At 62.9% G+C, this 14305-nt stretch carries 12 protein-coding genes; 7 read left to right on the forward strand and 5 right to left on the reverse strand.

Going from position 1 to position 14305, the window contains the following annotated elements; translation table 11 throughout:
• Positions 1-30 precede the first annotated feature (30 nt).
• A complete protein-coding gene (locus ASE71_RS01695; RefSeq protein ID WP_060517825.1) occupies positions 31-909 on the reverse strand; it encodes a helix-turn-helix domain-containing protein in 879 nt (292 codons plus the stop codon).
• Positions 910-1003: 94 nt separating this feature from the next.
• On the opposite strand from ASE71_RS01695, the gene ASE71_RS01700 reads away from it, so the two are divergent.
• From ASE71_RS01700 to ASE71_RS01710, 3 genes are all read left to right on the forward strand, one after another.
• Positions 1004-2566 (forward strand): 4-hydroxyphenylacetate 3-hydroxylase family protein, encoded by a 1563-nt coding sequence (locus tag ASE71_RS01700; protein WP_060517823.1) that lies wholly within the window; start codon positions 1004-1006, stop codon positions 2564-2566.
• An 8-nt stretch (positions 2567-2574) separates the two neighbouring features.
• Positions 2575-3087 carry a flavin reductase gene (locus ASE71_RS01705; protein WP_034787824.1) on the forward strand — a complete coding sequence of 171 codons (513 nt, stop codon included), beginning with the start codon at positions 2575-2577 and terminating at the stop codon, positions 3085-3087.
• Positions 3088-3235: 148 nt separating this feature from the next.
• Positions 3236-4489: a sensor domain-containing diguanylate cyclase gene (locus ASE71_RS01710; RefSeq protein ID WP_060517822.1), complete on the forward strand. Its 1254-nt coding sequence runs from the start codon at positions 3236-3238 to the stop codon at positions 4487-4489.
• Between the two features lie 84 nt (positions 4490-4573).
• On the opposite strand, the gene ASE71_RS01715 is transcribed toward ASE71_RS01710, so the two are convergent.
• Both ASE71_RS01715 and ASE71_RS01720 read right to left on the reverse strand, forming a co-directional pair.
• The gene (locus tag ASE71_RS01715) at positions 4574-5281 is read right to left on the reverse strand and encodes a YczE/YyaS/YitT family protein (protein WP_034787819.1); all 708 of its coding nucleotides are present in this window, start codon (positions 5279-5281) and stop codon (positions 4574-4576) included.
• A 164-nt stretch (positions 5282-5445) separates the two neighbouring features.
• Positions 5446-7173 carry an amidohydrolase family protein gene (locus tag ASE71_RS01720; protein ID WP_060517820.1) on the reverse strand — a complete coding sequence of 576 codons (1728 nt, stop codon included), beginning with the start codon at positions 7171-7173 and terminating at the stop codon, positions 5446-5448.
• A 176-nt stretch (positions 7174-7349) separates the two neighbouring features.
• Between ASE71_RS01720 and ASE71_RS01725 the strand changes: the two genes are divergently transcribed.
• The gene (locus tag ASE71_RS01725; RefSeq protein ID WP_060517867.1) at positions 7350-8252 is read left to right on the forward strand and encodes a LysR family transcriptional regulator; all 903 of its coding nucleotides are present in this window, start codon (positions 7350-7352) and stop codon (positions 8250-8252) included.
• Between the two features lie 45 nt (positions 8253-8297).
• Here ASE71_RS01725 and ASE71_RS01730 read toward each other — a convergent pair whose 3' ends face one another.
• Both ASE71_RS01730 and ASE71_RS01735 read right to left on the reverse strand, forming a co-directional pair.
• The gene (locus tag ASE71_RS01730) at positions 8298-9776 is read right to left on the reverse strand and encodes an aldehyde dehydrogenase (RefSeq protein WP_060517819.1); all 1479 of its coding nucleotides are present in this window, start codon (positions 9774-9776) and stop codon (positions 8298-8300) included.
• Between the two features lie 71 nt (positions 9777-9847).
• Positions 9848-11299, reverse strand: a complete 1452-nt coding sequence (locus ASE71_RS01735; RefSeq protein ID WP_060517817.1) for an APC family permease — start codon at positions 11297-11299, stop codon at positions 9848-9850.
• 297 nt (positions 11300-11596) lie between these two features.
• On the opposite strand from ASE71_RS01735, the gene ASE71_RS01740 reads away from it, so the two are divergent.
• From ASE71_RS01740 to ASE71_RS01750, 3 genes are read left to right on the forward strand one after another with little or no spacing between them, the layout of a single operon-like run.
• The gene (locus ASE71_RS01740) at positions 11597-12379 is read left to right on the forward strand and encodes an IclR family transcriptional regulator (protein WP_060517815.1); all 783 of its coding nucleotides are present in this window, start codon (positions 11597-11599) and stop codon (positions 12377-12379) included.
• Entirely contained in the window at positions 12379-13632 is a 1254-nt protein-coding gene (locus tag ASE71_RS01745) for a Tm-1-like ATP-binding domain-containing protein (protein ID WP_060517813.1), read from the forward strand. The genes ASE71_RS01740 and ASE71_RS01745 overlap by 1 nt, the downstream gene beginning before the upstream one ends.
• The gene (locus ASE71_RS01750; protein ID WP_371273169.1) at positions 13629-14303 is read left to right on the forward strand and encodes an HAD family hydrolase; all 675 of its coding nucleotides are present in this window, start codon (positions 13629-13631) and stop codon (positions 14301-14303) included. The genes ASE71_RS01745 and ASE71_RS01750 overlap by 4 nt, the downstream gene beginning before the upstream one ends.
• The last annotated feature ends 2 nt before the right edge of the window (positions 14304-14305 follow it).

Raw genomic sequence — 14305 nt, forward strand, 5'->3', positions numbered from 1 at the left:
GACTTGGCGATACCTCTCGGAGCCGGTGACTTAGCCGGCTCCAGGCGAGTTCAACCGCGCGCGGCGCCAGTCGCTCGGGGCTTCGCCGACCCTCAGGCGGAAAAAGCGCGAGAAATAGGCGGCGTCGGCAAAGCCGATCTCATAGGCAATGTCTTCGAGTGGCCGGACCGTAAAGAGCAGTAGGCGCTTGGCCTCGAGCAATCGCCGCTCGTTGATCAGTTCCTTCACCTGCATGCCGAAGGCATCCCTGCTCGCCTTGGCAAGCAGGTGCGGCGTCGTGGCGAGCGCGTCGGTGTAGTGCCCGACGCTCCAGTTCTCGCGGAAACGCAGATCGATGAGCCGGCGCAGTTCCGTGGCCAGCATCGCCTGTGTCGGCTGGGCGGTGGGCGGTGCTGCGGCTGCCAGGCGGGCGATCTGGGTCAGCACGGCGGCGACCAGAGATGCCAGCATCCGCTGCGTGCCCGTGGCACCGCCGGCGTACTCATCAGCGACGATATCGAGCAGTTCCGCAAGACGGCGCCAATGCCGGTCTTCACCGTCGCCACGGATCATCATGGGCGTATCGAGCGCCAGCGTCGTTTGCTCGCGGATAGAGAGCAGCGCACCATCGGCAATCGAAACGACAATCGCGTCGCTCGTCTCTGGATCGACCGAAAACCCGTGCACGATGCCGCTCGGCACGAAGCTGATGGCGGGTGCGGAAAAGTCCAAAGGCTTGTCGTCGATGAAGTAAGTTCCCCCGCCGCTCAGCCAGTAGGTGATCTGTCCCATCTGGTCGTGCTTGTGCGCCTTGACCTGGCCCTGATGCAGGTTCCGCCGCGCCATCACCGTCTCGACATGGAAGAACCCGGGCTCGACCTTCTGCTCCGGTTCGCCATAGACGAAGAAACTTGGAATGCTGCTGCTCATGTTCCACCCGAAAAAGTCCAAGTCATTTTGCCATTCTGTCCATGGCCGCTGCCGATTTCAACGCCTAGCCTTGACGAAACTCAAGGAGGAGAAAATGAGAGCAGAGGATTTCCGCGCCGACAGGGCGCGGCCCTTCACCGGCGCCGAATATCTGGAGAGCCTTCGCGACGGCCGCGAAGTCTATATCAATGGCGAGCGCGTCCACGACGTCACCAGCCATCCGGCCATGCGCAATTCCGCCCGGTCGCTCGCAAGGCTCTATGACGCGCTGCACGACCCGGCGAAGAAGGATATCCTGACGTCACCGACCGACACGGGCTCGGGCGGCTACAGCCACAAATACTTCCGCGTCGCCCGCTCCTCCTCCGATCTTGCGGCACAGCAAGGCGCGATCGCCGAGTGGGCACGCATGTCCTATGGCTGGATGGGCCGCACCGCCGACTACAAGGCGGCGCTGATGAACACGCTGGGCGCCAATGCCAACTGGTACGGGCCGTTCAAGGACAATGCGCTCGCCTGGCACAGACGCGCCCAGGAAGCCGCCCTCTTCATGAACCATGCGATCGTCAATCCGCCGATCGATCGCCACAAGCCGGCGGATGCGGTGAAGGACGTGTTCGTCCACATCACCAAGGAAACGGATGCCGGCATCTACGTCTCCGGCGCCAAGGTGGTGGCGACCTCCTCGGCGCTGACGCACTACAATTTCCTCGCACAGAGCTCGGCGACGGTGACCGAGGATCCCTCGCTCTCCGTCATGTTCATCGTTCCGATGAACGCGCCGGGCATCAAGATGTTCTGCCGGGTCTCCTACGAGCAGACGGCCAACACGGTCGGCCATCCCTTCGACTATCCGCTGTCGTCGCGCTTCGACGAGAATGACGCGATCCTGGTGCTCGACAATGTCTTCGTGCCCTGGGAGGATGTTCTGGTGCTGCGCGACGCCGCCAAGATCCTCTCCTTCCACCCGGCCTCCGGCTTCATGCACGGCTACTGCTTCCAGGGCTGCACCCGCTTCGCGGTGAAACTCGACTTCCTCGCCGGCCTGCTTGCCAAGGCTTTGAGGGCGACCGGCGGCGACGCCTTCCGCGGCAACCAGGCGGCGCTCGGCGAGGTCATTGCCCTTCGACACATGTTCTGGAGCTTCTCCAACGCCATGGCGCATAACCCCATTCCCTGGGCCCACGGCGCGGTGCTGCCCAATCTCGAAGCTGCGCTTTCCTACCGCACCTTCATGTCGGAGGCCTATCCGCGCGTCGTCGAGACGATCCGCAGGGTCGTCGCCTCCGGCCTGATCTACCTGCCCTCCTCGGCGCGCGATTTCGGCAATCCCGAGATCGATCGTTACCTGGCGCAATATGTGCGCGGCTCCAACGACATGGGCCATATCGAGCGCATCAAGATCATGAAGCTGCTCTGGGACGCGACCGGCACCGAGTTTGGCGGGCGGCACGCGCTTTACGAACTCAACTATGCCGGTGCACCCGAAGAGGTGCGGCTGCAGGTGTTGAAGGGCGCCGAGCGCGGTGGGCGCCTGAAGGAGATGGAGGCGCTCGTCGATCAGTGCATGGCCGACTACGACGAGAACGGCTGGACCGGCAATACCTGGCTGCCGCCGCTCGACGACAACGCCACCCTTCGCAGCGCAGCCGAGTGAGGCCTGCCATGGAACCGCTCGTTTCAAAGACCGAGTTTCGCAATGCGATGGCGCGGGTCTGCGCGCCGGTCAACGTCATTACCACCAACGGACCCGCCGGACGCGGCGGGTTCACGGCCACCGCCATGTGCTCGGTAACCGACGAGCCGCCGACGCTGCTTGTCTGCATGAACCGGAACTCCACCCAATGCGGGCTGTTCATCGACAACAGGCGCTTTTGCGTCAACGTGCTCAGCCACGACCATCGGGATCTCGCCGGCCATTTCGCCGGCGCGACGCAGGACATGGCCGCGCGCTATGCCGCCACCGACTGGGTCGAGATGCAATCGGGCAGCTTCGCCGTCAAGGATGCGATCGTTTCGCTCGACTGCGAACTGGCCGAGGCGCGGCTCTTGGGAACGCACCATATCCTCATCGGCCGGGTCGTCGGCATCCGCTCGCGCAGCGATGGCAATGCGCTGCTCTACTTCGACCGCAACTATGTACACGTGCCGACGCAGCTCGGAAGTTTCGGCGGGTAAGCACGGACGCAGCGTCGCTGGTTCGGTGCAAACACGGCATCTTTCGCCACAGAGCCGGCGCAATCCACATCCAGTTGCTGTTCAGCGCCTTTTGTTTTTTCCCTAAAACGCGTCTATTGCCGGGCGTGGAATGAGAAAGGAAAACGGAATGGTGGTTGCTGAGCCAGCCGGACGTCCGACGACGGACGCGAAAGGCAGGGAATTCGATCGCTTGGCCGCCCTTGGACATCTCGATATCCTCGACACGCCAAGGGATGAAGGCCTTGAACGGGTCGTACGGCTGATCAAACAGGTCTTCTCCATAGAGATCGGCATCGTCTCCTTGGTCGATGCACATCGCCAATGGTACAAGGCCTGCTCCGGCCTTTCGGCCGACGAGGTCCCGCGCAAAGAGACCTTCTGCCGATATGTCGTCGTCGCCGAGGAGCCTCTCGTCGTCCACGACGCCACGAAGGATGCACGCTTTTCGCAGCACCCGGCCGTGGCCGGTCCCGAACATGTTCGGTTCTACGCAGGCGTCCCGCTGAAGACGCGGGACGGGCATACAGTCGGGACCGTGTGCGCGATCGATCGCGCGCCACGACAGTTCACTGAGACGGATCTTGCGATCCTGATGGAGTTGGCTGGCGTGGCGATGGACCGGATCGATCTGCTCCGCTCGGCCGCGACGGATGGACTGACCGGGACGCTGACGCGGCGCGCCTTCCGCGAGGAAGCGGACAAGCTGATCTCGCTCGCGGTGCGGCACCAGCATGACCTGTCTTGCATCGTCCTCGATGTGGACCATTTCAAGCGGGTCAACGACACACACGGGCATGCGGCAGGAGACGAGGTCTTGAAGGCCGTTGCCTCCATCTGCCAGTCCAATCTGCGAGCAAGCGACCTCTTTGGGCGGCTCGGCGGCGAGGAATTTGCCGTCATGCTGCCGCATGTCGACGCGACAGGCGCGCTGACGGCGGCGGAAAAACTGCGGGCAGCGATCGCCGCTCAGACGATCCACGGTGAATTCGGCCAGCTCGCGGTGACTGCGAGCTTCGGCACCGCCGCCCTTTCGGCCAATAGCAGGGATAACGCCACCTTGCTCGCCCAGGCGGATGCGGCGATGTATCTCGCCAAGGCCGGCGGACGAAACCGCTGCGTCGAATGGAGCAGTCTCGAAGCCGGCTATCCGCTCGGTCCGCGCCAGCGCGTGCTGAAGGCCGGAACCATTCTCTTCGACGACAGGCATTCACGGATCGACTGCACCATCCGGTCGCTGGGCGCCGATGGCGCGGCGGTTACGGTTTCGAATTCCGCCGGCATACCACCGGAACTCGTTCTGGTGGTCGCCGGCGACGGTTTCGAAACCAAGTGCCAGGTGGTGGCACGGGACCGGCAGAACCTCGAACTCGCTTTCGGATAAGCCTGTTCGCCCGTAAGCAGAGATCACGACACATGATGAAGGGGCGCCGGTTGGGCGCCCCTTCTCGCATCTTTGCGCGGGATGCTATTCCGCGGCCGCTTCCAGGCCCTTCGGCGAAGGTGTCGCCTTGCCCTGGAACTTCCTGAACAGGAAGAAGTAGAGCTTGATGTACTGCCCGACGAGAATGGCGTTCAGGATCGTGCCTTCGCGGATGAACTTGACCTCTGCGAGGAAGAGCAGACCGATACAGGCCGACAGAACCAGCAGCGTGCAGTCGAAGCCGGTCTTGATGTTGCCCCACTTCCAGCCGGTGCGCTTGAAGATGGTGTTGACGAACATGTCGATCGGCATCAGCACCAGATTGGCGCGGATCATCAGGAACAGGCCGAAGGCCAGCGCCGCATCGGCAAAGACCAGCAGCGCCACCCGCAGCGGATAGGCCTCGAGCTTGATGAACTCGGTGATCCCCAGGTTGAAGTCCAAGAAAACCGCGAGCACGAAAGCCGGGATCAGCGAGGCGAAGTTCTTGAGCTTGAAGTCCTTGGGCAGGACCAGATAGGTCAAGAACAGCATGATCAGTTCGAGCATGAAGTTGTACGTGCCCTGGCTGAAGGGCGGATAGACCAGCGTCATGGTCCGCGTCAGGCTGCTCTGGGGTGAAATGCCGATGCCGGCCCGGATCGCCAGGCTGACACCGAAGGTCAGCACATAGATGCCGACGACATACATGATCCAGCGTCGCGTCAGGCTGCCGGTATCGACGATTTCGGCTTCCGCCGCATTGTGTGCCATTGTTTCCTCCCTCGAAACGATGCGGAGCTCCTTACCCCGCCGGCCCATCGCCCCCTCAGCGATGCGCTTTTATATCATTCGGCATGTCCGCCCATTGTCGCGGAAGCACGCCACTTTCCAGGCAGACGGACGCCGAAACGCCCGTCTCCTTTTTCTGAATGGCTCTAGGCCATGAAGCGGAACCGGTGCAACGAGATGAACAGGCTGAGCAGCTTGTTGACCACCGGTTCGCCTTCGTTGCGGTTGCCAAGAGCTTCGAGCGCCGCATCGATCGCAGCGGCACTGGCCGTCAGTTGCTCGACGCTCATGTTCGCCATGACCCCGTAGATCTCCAGCGGCATGACGGCCTTTTCCACCCTGTCGTCGGTGACGATGCAGGCGCCGGCATGGGTATCGACCCGCTTGAGGCAATGGCACATCTCGGCGCTGTCCTGACCGACGACGACGAAATAGGGCTTCGGCGCCGGCCAAAAGGTCGCCACTGCGCCACGATCGACATGAACGCCCTTGAAAAGCCCGTTCACCACATGGCGTTTGCCGTCGGCATAGCGCTGGACGACCGACAGCCGGCTCATCTTCTTGCCCTCATGCTCGACAACGACCTTGCCATCCTTCAGCGGAACCCAGATTTCCTGGTAGAATTTGGCGTGGCCGCGGCCGTAGACATCGAACAAATAGACCTTGGCCTGCGTGCCGTCTTCCGACACTTCCAGGGGCACGATGTCCAGTTGCTCCGGCGAGAGATCGGCGAGGCCGGAAACGCCGTCCTTGCACATGCCGGAATAGTCGATGTCGGCATTCTTCAGCAGCTTACGGTCTTTTGCGACCAGTTCGCCATCCTTGAACACGTAGAGCGGATTGATCTTCGACAGGCTGTCGGTCAAGACGATATCGGCGAACCGGCCGGGCGTCAGCGAACCGATCTTGTCTTCCATGTGGAAAGAACGCGCGGTGTTGTAGGTCGCCATCTTGATCGCGTGGATCGGGTTGATGCCCATTTCGGCTGAGAGCGAAATGATCCAGTCCATGTGGCCCATGGTGAGCAGTCGCTCGATCGAGATGTTGTCGGTGCAGAGCATGAAATTGTCGGTCGGCCATTTGCGGTCGACGATCGCGCGCAACAGCACCTTGATCACCTCGCTGCTGCCGACCCCGAACTTGATGTGCGTCGGGAAGCCGTAGCGAATGCTCTTCTCGATATCCTTCTCGTTCCAGACGTCGTGATTGTTGGAGACGCCGATCGCCGGCAGATAGTTGAGGATCATGTCGGAGAGCGCGGTGACGCCCCAGTGGCCGTTCATAAAGCCGCCCTTGGCGCGGACCCAGGCCGCCTTGCGGAAATCGTCGTCGTTGCCGGAACTGTAGGTGAAGTGCTCGAACTCCCCGAGGCCGATCACCGGTTCCATCTTGAGCACGGCTTCCGTCACCGATGCCGCCGTCTTCTTGCCCGGTGCGAAGGCATAGAGCCGGTAGGGCAGCTGCTCGTAGTCCCGGAAAAGGCTCTCGGCCGCTTCGATGCCTTCCTTGCCCGCGGCGCTGAGCAGATCCAGGCACTCGGCATAGATCGTCGTCGTGCCGCAGGGAACCATCGCCTCGGCGAGCGCCGTCGGGTGCGCGAGCTGGGATTCGAAATGGATATGCGCGTCGATCAGGCCGGGGATCGCATAGAGGCCCTTGCCGTCGAAGACTTGCTTGACCTTCAAGACGGTCTCGTCGGGGTTGAGCGCAACGATGCGCTTGTCGTAGACGAGAATGGACCCCTGGTAGACGGTCTCTCCATGAACATCGAGGATGTTCAGGTTCTTCAAAAGAAGATCCGCCTCCCGCTCGCCGTTCAGGATATCGAAGATGGCGCGCACCTTTTCGTAATGCGCGGCTTCAGTCTGGTTCACGAATAGTCCTCCACTTTCATAGTCGTCGGCGCCTGCCCATAACCCGCCATATTCAGCGGGTGCAGTGCCGGCAGCGCGCCCCTCGCCAACCATAAGAAGTCATTGCACCGCTTCCGAAAAGCAGTATTTTCTGCTCGTACCGTTCGCTTTTCGAGAACGATTAAATGGGGAAGACCATGCTGCATTCACGCGTGCTGCGCTATATCGACGAGGTGGCGCGCTCAGGCTCGATCCGCGGGGCGAGCGAACGGCTGAACGTCGCTGCCTCGGCCATCAACAAGCATGTGTTGCAGCTTGAGGAGGATATCGGCGAACCGCTGTTCGAGCGGCTGCCGCGCGGCCTCAGGCTGACGCCGGCCGGTGAAATCCTCGTCGCGCATGTGCGCCGGACCATGAAGGAATACAGCCAGGTCGAAGCCGAAATTCGCGATATCAAGGCGCTGCAGAGCGGCGAGGTGATCATCGCCACAATGAACGGCCTTGCCGGCGGCATCGTGCCGAAGGTGGCTGCGACCTTCGGCGCACGCCATCCACGCCTCAAGATCACGATCCGGGTAATGTTCGCCCGCGAGATCGTTCAGGCGGTGGCCGGTGGCGAGGCCGACCTCGGCTTTGCCTTCAGTCTCCCGCCGACGCCGCAGGTCGAGACACTCTGGAAGATGGACACCCGCCTCGGCGCGGTCGTTGCTCCGGAACACCCGCTCGCCGGCATGGAATCATTGCCGCTGGCCTATTGCCAGCCCTACCCGCTGATCTTTGCCGACAAGTCGATGCAGATCCATGGCATCGTCGCCGACGCCTTCGCTGAGGCCGGGCTGACAGTCGAGCCGAGCTATCTCACCAATTCCATCGAGGCGATGAAGTTCCTGGCCGCGGCCGGCGACGGCATCGCTTTCCTCAGCAAGTTCGACATTACCGAGGAACAACGAAACGGCGTGCTGACATATCTTCAAATCCGCGACCGGACTTTTGCAAAGAACGTGCTTTCGCTGGTGCAGCGGGAAAGACGCGGCCACGGCCTGGCCGCCGCCATGTTTGCCGAAGAGATCATCCGGGCCTTGCGGGCGACGATGGAATAGCCTTCTTACCCGGCCCAACGCCGATACGGTTTGTCGTCCCGGGGGTCAGAGCTGAATCCAGGCGGTCTTCAGATCGATGTATTTATCGAGCGCGTGCAGCGACTTGTCGTGACCATTGCCGGACTGCCTGACGCCACCGAGCGGCACTGTGTTGTCGGCGCCGCCATAGGTATTGACGTGCACCACGCCGGCGCGGATGCCGCGCACCATGCGGTGCGCGCGTGACAGGTTCGCAGTCCAGACGGCCGACGCCAGACCGTAGTCGGTCGCGTTGGCGATCCGGAGTGCGTCGACCTCGTCATCAAACGGTATGACCGCAAGCACGGGGCCGAAGACCTCCTCCTTCGCCAGCTTCATATCCGGCTGAACGTCGAAAACGGTCGGCTGCATGTAATAACCGCCAGTCTCCTCGAGGATGCGCTTGCCGCCGGAGCGCAACCTTGCACCTTCAGCCTCGGCCTCTCTGACGAAATCGAGGTTCTTCTTGAGTTGAACCTCGCTCGAAATCGCGCCGGCCTCGGTCGCAAGACGCAGCGGGTCGCCGACCTTCACGGATCCTGCGATCGCTGCCACCTTCTCGGCGAAGGCTTCGTGAATGGAGCGCTCGACAAGCAGCCGCGAACCGGCAACGCAGACCTGGCCGGAGTTGCGGAAGATGCCATAGGCGGAAATGCGCGCGGCCTGGTCGAGGTCGGGTGCGTCGGCAAAGACGACGTTCGGCGACTTGCCGCCGAGTTCGAGATAGACGCGCTTCAGGTTCGAGCGCGCGGAATATTCGAGCAGCCGACGACCGACGCCGCCGGATCCGGTAAAGGCGAGAACGTCGATATCGCCATGAAGGCCGATCGCCTCGCCCGTGGTCGCGCCGCGACCGGTCACGACATTCAAGACACCCTCTGGCAGACCGGCCTCGGCGCAGATCTCAGCGAGCCTGAGCAGGCTGAGCGAGGCGCCCTCGGCCGGTTTCAGCACCACGGAATTGCCGGCGGCAAGCGCCGGCGCGATCTTCCAGGCGCCGATCATCAGCGGAAAATTCCAGGGAACGATCGCGGCGACCACGCCAATCGGTTCGCGGTGCACGAGACCGAGAATATTGTCGGCCGTCGGAGCGATCTCGCCATAGACCTTGTCGAGCGCCTCAGCATAGTAGCGGAAGGTGCCGGCGGCACTGCCGGGTTCGGCCTTCAGCGCCATAGAGATTTCCGTGCCATTGTCGCGTACGCCGAGAACGGCCAGCTCGAGTGCCTGCGCCTCGATGATCTCGGCAATGCGCGTGAGAACCTTTTTGCGCTGGGCCGGGGCAGCCTTCGACCAGCTTCCCTTCTCGAAAGCGGCGCGGGCGGCCTGGACCGCGGCATCGACATCACCGGCTGCCGCGTCGGCGATCGTCGTCAGATGCCTGCCGTCGATCGGCGAGACGACATCGAGGCTTTGACCGGAGAGGCTCTCCTGCCAACGCCCCCCGATGAACAGTTTTTGGGCCGCAACGGGCAGGTTGCGCAATTGATCGATCTTGTCCTGCATCGTGTCCTGTCCCGTTTGGTTTGCAGGGATGGCGGCGGGCCGCCATCCCCAAAAGCGATATTCCCGAGAGATCAGATCTCCTGGCCGGCACCCAGGCGGGCGAACTCAATCGGATTGCCCGATTTCAGCGAGGCCGCCAGGAACAGCCCGATGACCCCAAAGATCACGACGAGCCCCGGCAAGAACACCGCGAGCATGCCGGTAGCGCCGGCGAGATCGCCGAAATTGGCCGCGATCGCGATGATGACGGCAACGAGGATCAGACCGGTGATGACGGGGATGACCTTGGTGACCAGCGGGTTCGTTTCAAGCCCAGGATTGCGGTTGAAGAAGGCGACGATCGCAAAGGCGGTAAAGGCCATCAGCGTCATGACCGCAAGCGTGCCGACGTTGGTCAGCCAGGAGAACAGCGCCAGCACCGGGTCCTGACCCGTTGCCGCAAAGAGCGCGACGATTAGCACGGCAATAACCGTCTGGATCAGCGAGCCGACATGCGGGCTGTGGTAGACAGGATGTGTGACGCCGATCGAGGCGGGCAGCAGGCGCTCGCGGCCGGCGACGTAGAGATAGCGGGCGACACCGTTGTGGAACGCCAGCACGCCGGCAAAGAGGCTCGTGACGAAGAGCACGTTCATCAACGGCGGCAGCCAGCCGCCGGCATAGCGTTCGGCGAGGCCGAAGAGAAAAGTGGTCGGATCGGCAAGGCCCTGCAGTTCGGGCACCAGCTTGTCCGCGCCGGCGGCGTTCACCATCAGCCACGAGGTGAACATGTAGAAGATGCCGATGATCAGCACCGAGATATAGGTCGCACGCGGCACGGTCTTCTCCGGATCGCGGGCTTCCTCGCTGTAGATCGTCGTCGCTTCGAAACCGATGAAGGCGGCGAAGCAGAAGAGAATGCCGATCGACGGCGAACCGGAGAGGATCGCCGAGGGCGTGAACGAAACCGTCGTCAATCCGCCGTCGCCGCCCTTGGCAAGGATCGCGACGTCGATGACGAGCACGACCAGATATTCAAGGATGACGAGGACAGTCAGCACCTTGGCGGAGAGATCGACGCGGCGATAGCCGAGAATGCCGACCGCAGCGATGCCGATAAAGGTCCAGACCCACCAGGGCAGATCGATCCCCAAGCCGGCGAAAAGCCCCGCCGTTGCCGCGCCGAAGAGGCCGAAGACGCCGATCTGCATCGCGTTATAGGCAAGGATCGCGATCATCGCTGCGGCACCGCCCATCAGCCCGCCGAGGCCCTGTGCTGTATAGGCATAGAAGGCGCCGGCATTGCGGATATGCCTCGCCATGGCGACATAGCCGACCGAGAACAGAAGCAGGATCGCGGTGACGATCAGGAAGGTGCCGGGAATGCCCGCACCGTTTCCGAGCATCATCGACAATGGAACGCCGCCGGCAACCGCGGTTAGCGGTGCAGCGGCGGAAACGACGAGAAAGGTGACGGCGCCGACGCCGAGGGCGTTCTTGCGCAATTGGTTCGCCCCGGTCACGGGCGCAGGCGAATTGGTCATGGTCTTGGCTCCCCTTGCTGGCGCGAACGCCTTTTCGCCTCCGGTCCTTCTCTCCGTCGGCGGCTCCCTGAAGCGGACTTGAGGCGCGGGGCTTGCTTTTTGTCTTTGCCGCGCAAGTCTTTCGGTTCATTATTTGAACCTTAGCTTCAAATATAGACTTGCAAATTGCATCTGGCCCTGTCAAGTTATTTCGCATGTTAAGTATCTCGACCCAGAACGACCGGGAGAGCGGGTCTACCGCTCCTTAGGAGGGAACAGGCGAGAGGACTGACGGGGCGCTCGACAACGGAGGAATGGATGAGCACCATCGGTAAGGCCCTGACTTTGCTCGACGCGATCTCGCGCCTTGAGAAAGAGGCGGGGTTGAGCGACATCGCCCGCCACTGCGGGCTCGACAAGGCGACGGCCAGGCGCTTCCTCGTCGAACTGGAAAAACACGGCTTCGTCGAGCAGGACGTGGAAACGCGCCGTTATCGCCTCGGCGGTGCACCGGTGCGGCTCGCCCGTATCCGCGAGGCGCGCTTTCCCTATCTGAGCGTGGCGACCCCTTTTGCGCGGGAACTCGCAAGCCTTGCGGGCGAGACCGTCCACCTCTCCGAATACGCCGCCGGCCGCCTCTCGACCATTCATGTGGAGGACTCGCAACGGGCGCATCGTGTCATCGTCGACGTCGGCAGCATCCTGCCCTTCCACGCGACCGCATCCGGCCTCGGCTTTCTCGCCTTCTGCCCGCAGAAGGAGATCGACGCGGCCCTGTCGGCGCCGCTCCAGGCCTTCACCGACCACACGCTGACGGATCCGGCCGCACTCCGCCAGACGCTCGGCGAGACGCTCCGGCGTGGCTACTCGATCTGCCATCACGGGCTTGAGACCGGCGTCGTCAGCGTCGCCGCTCCGATCCGTGCGCCCGGCACAACGCCGGTCGGCGCCATCGCTATCGCCGCACCTGCAACGCGTGCCGACAAGGAGACGGTGGAACAGATGGGGCGCGCCGCTATGGCTGCGGCAAGACGCATTTCCGAAAGACTTTTCGGGTTGGAGCAGGTTGCTGCCGATCCGCTGGCAAGGAGGGCCGGCTGATGAATGCAATGAACCGTCTCCCCAATATCCTGGTCGTGGGTACGGGAGACACCAAATGCGACGAACTCCAGTTCATGGCGTCCGTCATCCGCGAAGCCGGCGGACTGCCTGTGATGATGGATGTCAGCATTCTCGGCGACCCGCCCTATCAGCCTGATTACTCGCGCCACGACATTGCCGAAGCAGCCGGCGTCTCGATCGCGGCCATCGCATCCAGCGGCGACGAACACAGCGCCATGGCGCTGATGGCAACAGGTGCCGCCGCCCTTACCCGTTCGCTCTACGAGGCCGGCCAGGCCGATGGCGTCATCATTCTCGGCGGCTCCATGGGCACCGATCTGGCGCTCGACGTCGCCGCGGCGCTACCACTCGGCGTGCCGAAATTCATCGTCTCGACGATTGCCTATTCGCACCTCTTGCCGCCCGAGCGCATCGCGCCTGATCTGATGATGATCCTCTGGGCTGGCGGGCTCTATGGTCTCAACGGCATCTGCCGCTCGGTGCTCTCCCAGGCCTGCGGCGCGGTCGTCGGTGCTGCGCGGTTCGGTACAAAGCCGGATGGATCGCGGCCGCTGATCGGCATGACCTCGCTAGGATCGAGCTGCCTCAAATACATGAAATACCTGAAACCCGAACTCGAGCGCCGCGGCTACGACGTCGCCGTCTTCCATTCGACCGGCATGGGCGGGCGCGCTTTCGAGGCGATCGCGGCCGAGAAGGGTTTCACGGCCGTCTTCGACTTCTGCATCCAGGAGGTCAGCAACCACCATCACGGAACGGTCGTCACCTCAGGGCCGGACCGGCTTGAAAATGCCGGGCGAGCCGGCATCCCCCAGATCGTCGCGCCCGGCGCCGTCGACATGGTCGACCTGCCGGCTTGGCAGCCCGTTCCGCAAGCCTTCGCCGACCGCCCCTATCACGCCCACAACCGGCTGCTCGGCTCGGTCACCACGTCAGCCCATGGGCGGCGCGAGATCGCTCGCGTCATCGGCGGCAAACTGGCCGGCACCGGCGCCGAAGTCGCCTTCATCCTGCCGCTCAAGGGGATTCAGGAGTGGGATCAGCCCGACGAGCCGCTCTTCGAACCGGAGGCGCTCGACGCCTTCATCGACGAGATGCGCCGGTCGATCCCGTCAGGCGTCGCGCTGCTTGAGGTCGACAGCCACATCAACGCCCCGGAATTCTCGAAAGCAGCACTTGCGATCTTCGACGACTGGGTGTCGCGCGGCATCGTGCCCGAGGGTCGGCCATGACGAAGAACATGACCGACAAGGCATTGATCCTCGACTTCGGCGGCGTCGTCACCCGAACGCTATTCGAGACCCACGACGTCACCGAGCGCACACTTGGCCTTGCGCCGGGCACGCTCACGTGGCGCGGCCCCTTCGATCCGGCGACCGACCCGCTCTGGGCCGCCATGCAGCGGCGCGAGATCACCGAACGGGACTACTGGACGACACGCACGCGCGAGGTTGGACAGTTGCTCGACGAAGACTGGAGCGACATGAAGACCTTCGTGCAGCGGGCGCGCGGGGCCGAACCGGAGCTGGTGCTCAGGCCCGAGGCACGCGACGCGATCCTTGCCGCTCACAGGGCCGGCATCCGCCTCGCGATCCTCTCCAACGAACTCGACCTCTTCTATGGCGTCGCGTTCCGCGAGCGTTTCCCGCTGATCGAGCTCTTCGAGATTATCGTCGACGCCACCTACACCAACATCCTGAAGCCCGATCCGCGCGCTTACGAACTGGTGCTGAGCCAGCTCAGTTTGTCGCGCGAAGCCTGCGTCTTCGTGGATGACCAGTTGAAGAACATCGAGGGTGCGCGGGCCGTCGGCCTGCCTCACGTCCATTTCGACGTCACCCGCCCCGCAGAAAGCTATGCCAGAGCGCTTCAGATGCTCGGCCTCGAGCTGACAGGAGCATGAGC

This window comes from Ensifer sp. Root954 (genome assembly GCF_001429005.1).
GTDB classification, from domain to species: Bacteria; Pseudomonadota; Alphaproteobacteria; order Rhizobiales; family Rhizobiaceae; genus Ensifer; species Ensifer adhaerens.

Bases quoted from the DNA above. Each gene is read 5' to 3' on its own strand.
- ASE71_RS01710 (WP_060517822.1), top strand. From the start codon at position 3,236: ATGGTGGTTGCTGAGCCAGCCGGACGTCCGACGACGGACGCGAAAGGC.
- ASE71_RS01735 (WP_060517817.1), bottom strand. From the start codon at position 11,299: ATGACCAATTCGCCTGCGCCCGTGACCGGGGCGAACCAATTGCGCAAG.
- ASE71_RS01745 (WP_060517813.1), top strand. From the start codon at position 12,379: ATGAATGCAATGAACCGTCTCCCCAATATCCTGGTCGTGGGTACGGGA.
- ASE71_RS01705 (WP_034787824.1), top strand. From the start codon at position 2,575: ATGGAACCGCTCGTTTCAAAGACCGAGTTTCGCAATGCGATGGCGCGG.
- ASE71_RS01740 (WP_060517815.1), top strand. From the start codon at position 11,597: ATGAGCACCATCGGTAAGGCCCTGACTTTGCTCGACGCGATCTCGCGC.
- ASE71_RS01715 (WP_034787819.1), bottom strand. From the start codon at position 5,281: ATGGCACACAATGCGGCGGAAGCCGAAATCGTCGATACCGGCAGCCTG.
- ASE71_RS01695 (WP_060517825.1), bottom strand. From the start codon at position 909: ATGAGCAGCAGCATTCCAAGTTTCTTCGTCTATGGCGAACCGGAGCAG.
- ASE71_RS01700 (WP_060517823.1), top strand. From the start codon at position 1,004: ATGAGAGCAGAGGATTTCCGCGCCGACAGGGCGCGGCCCTTCACCGGC.
- ASE71_RS01730 (WP_060517819.1), bottom strand. From the start codon at position 9,776: ATGCAGGACAAGATCGATCAATTGCGCAACCTGCCCGTTGCGGCCCAA.
- ASE71_RS01750 (WP_371273169.1), top strand. From the start codon at position 13,629: ATGACGAAGAACATGACCGACAAGGCATTGATCCTCGACTTCGGCGGC.
- ASE71_RS01725 (WP_060517867.1), top strand. From the start codon at position 7,350: ATGCTGCATTCACGCGTGCTGCGCTATATCGACGAGGTGGCGCGCTCA.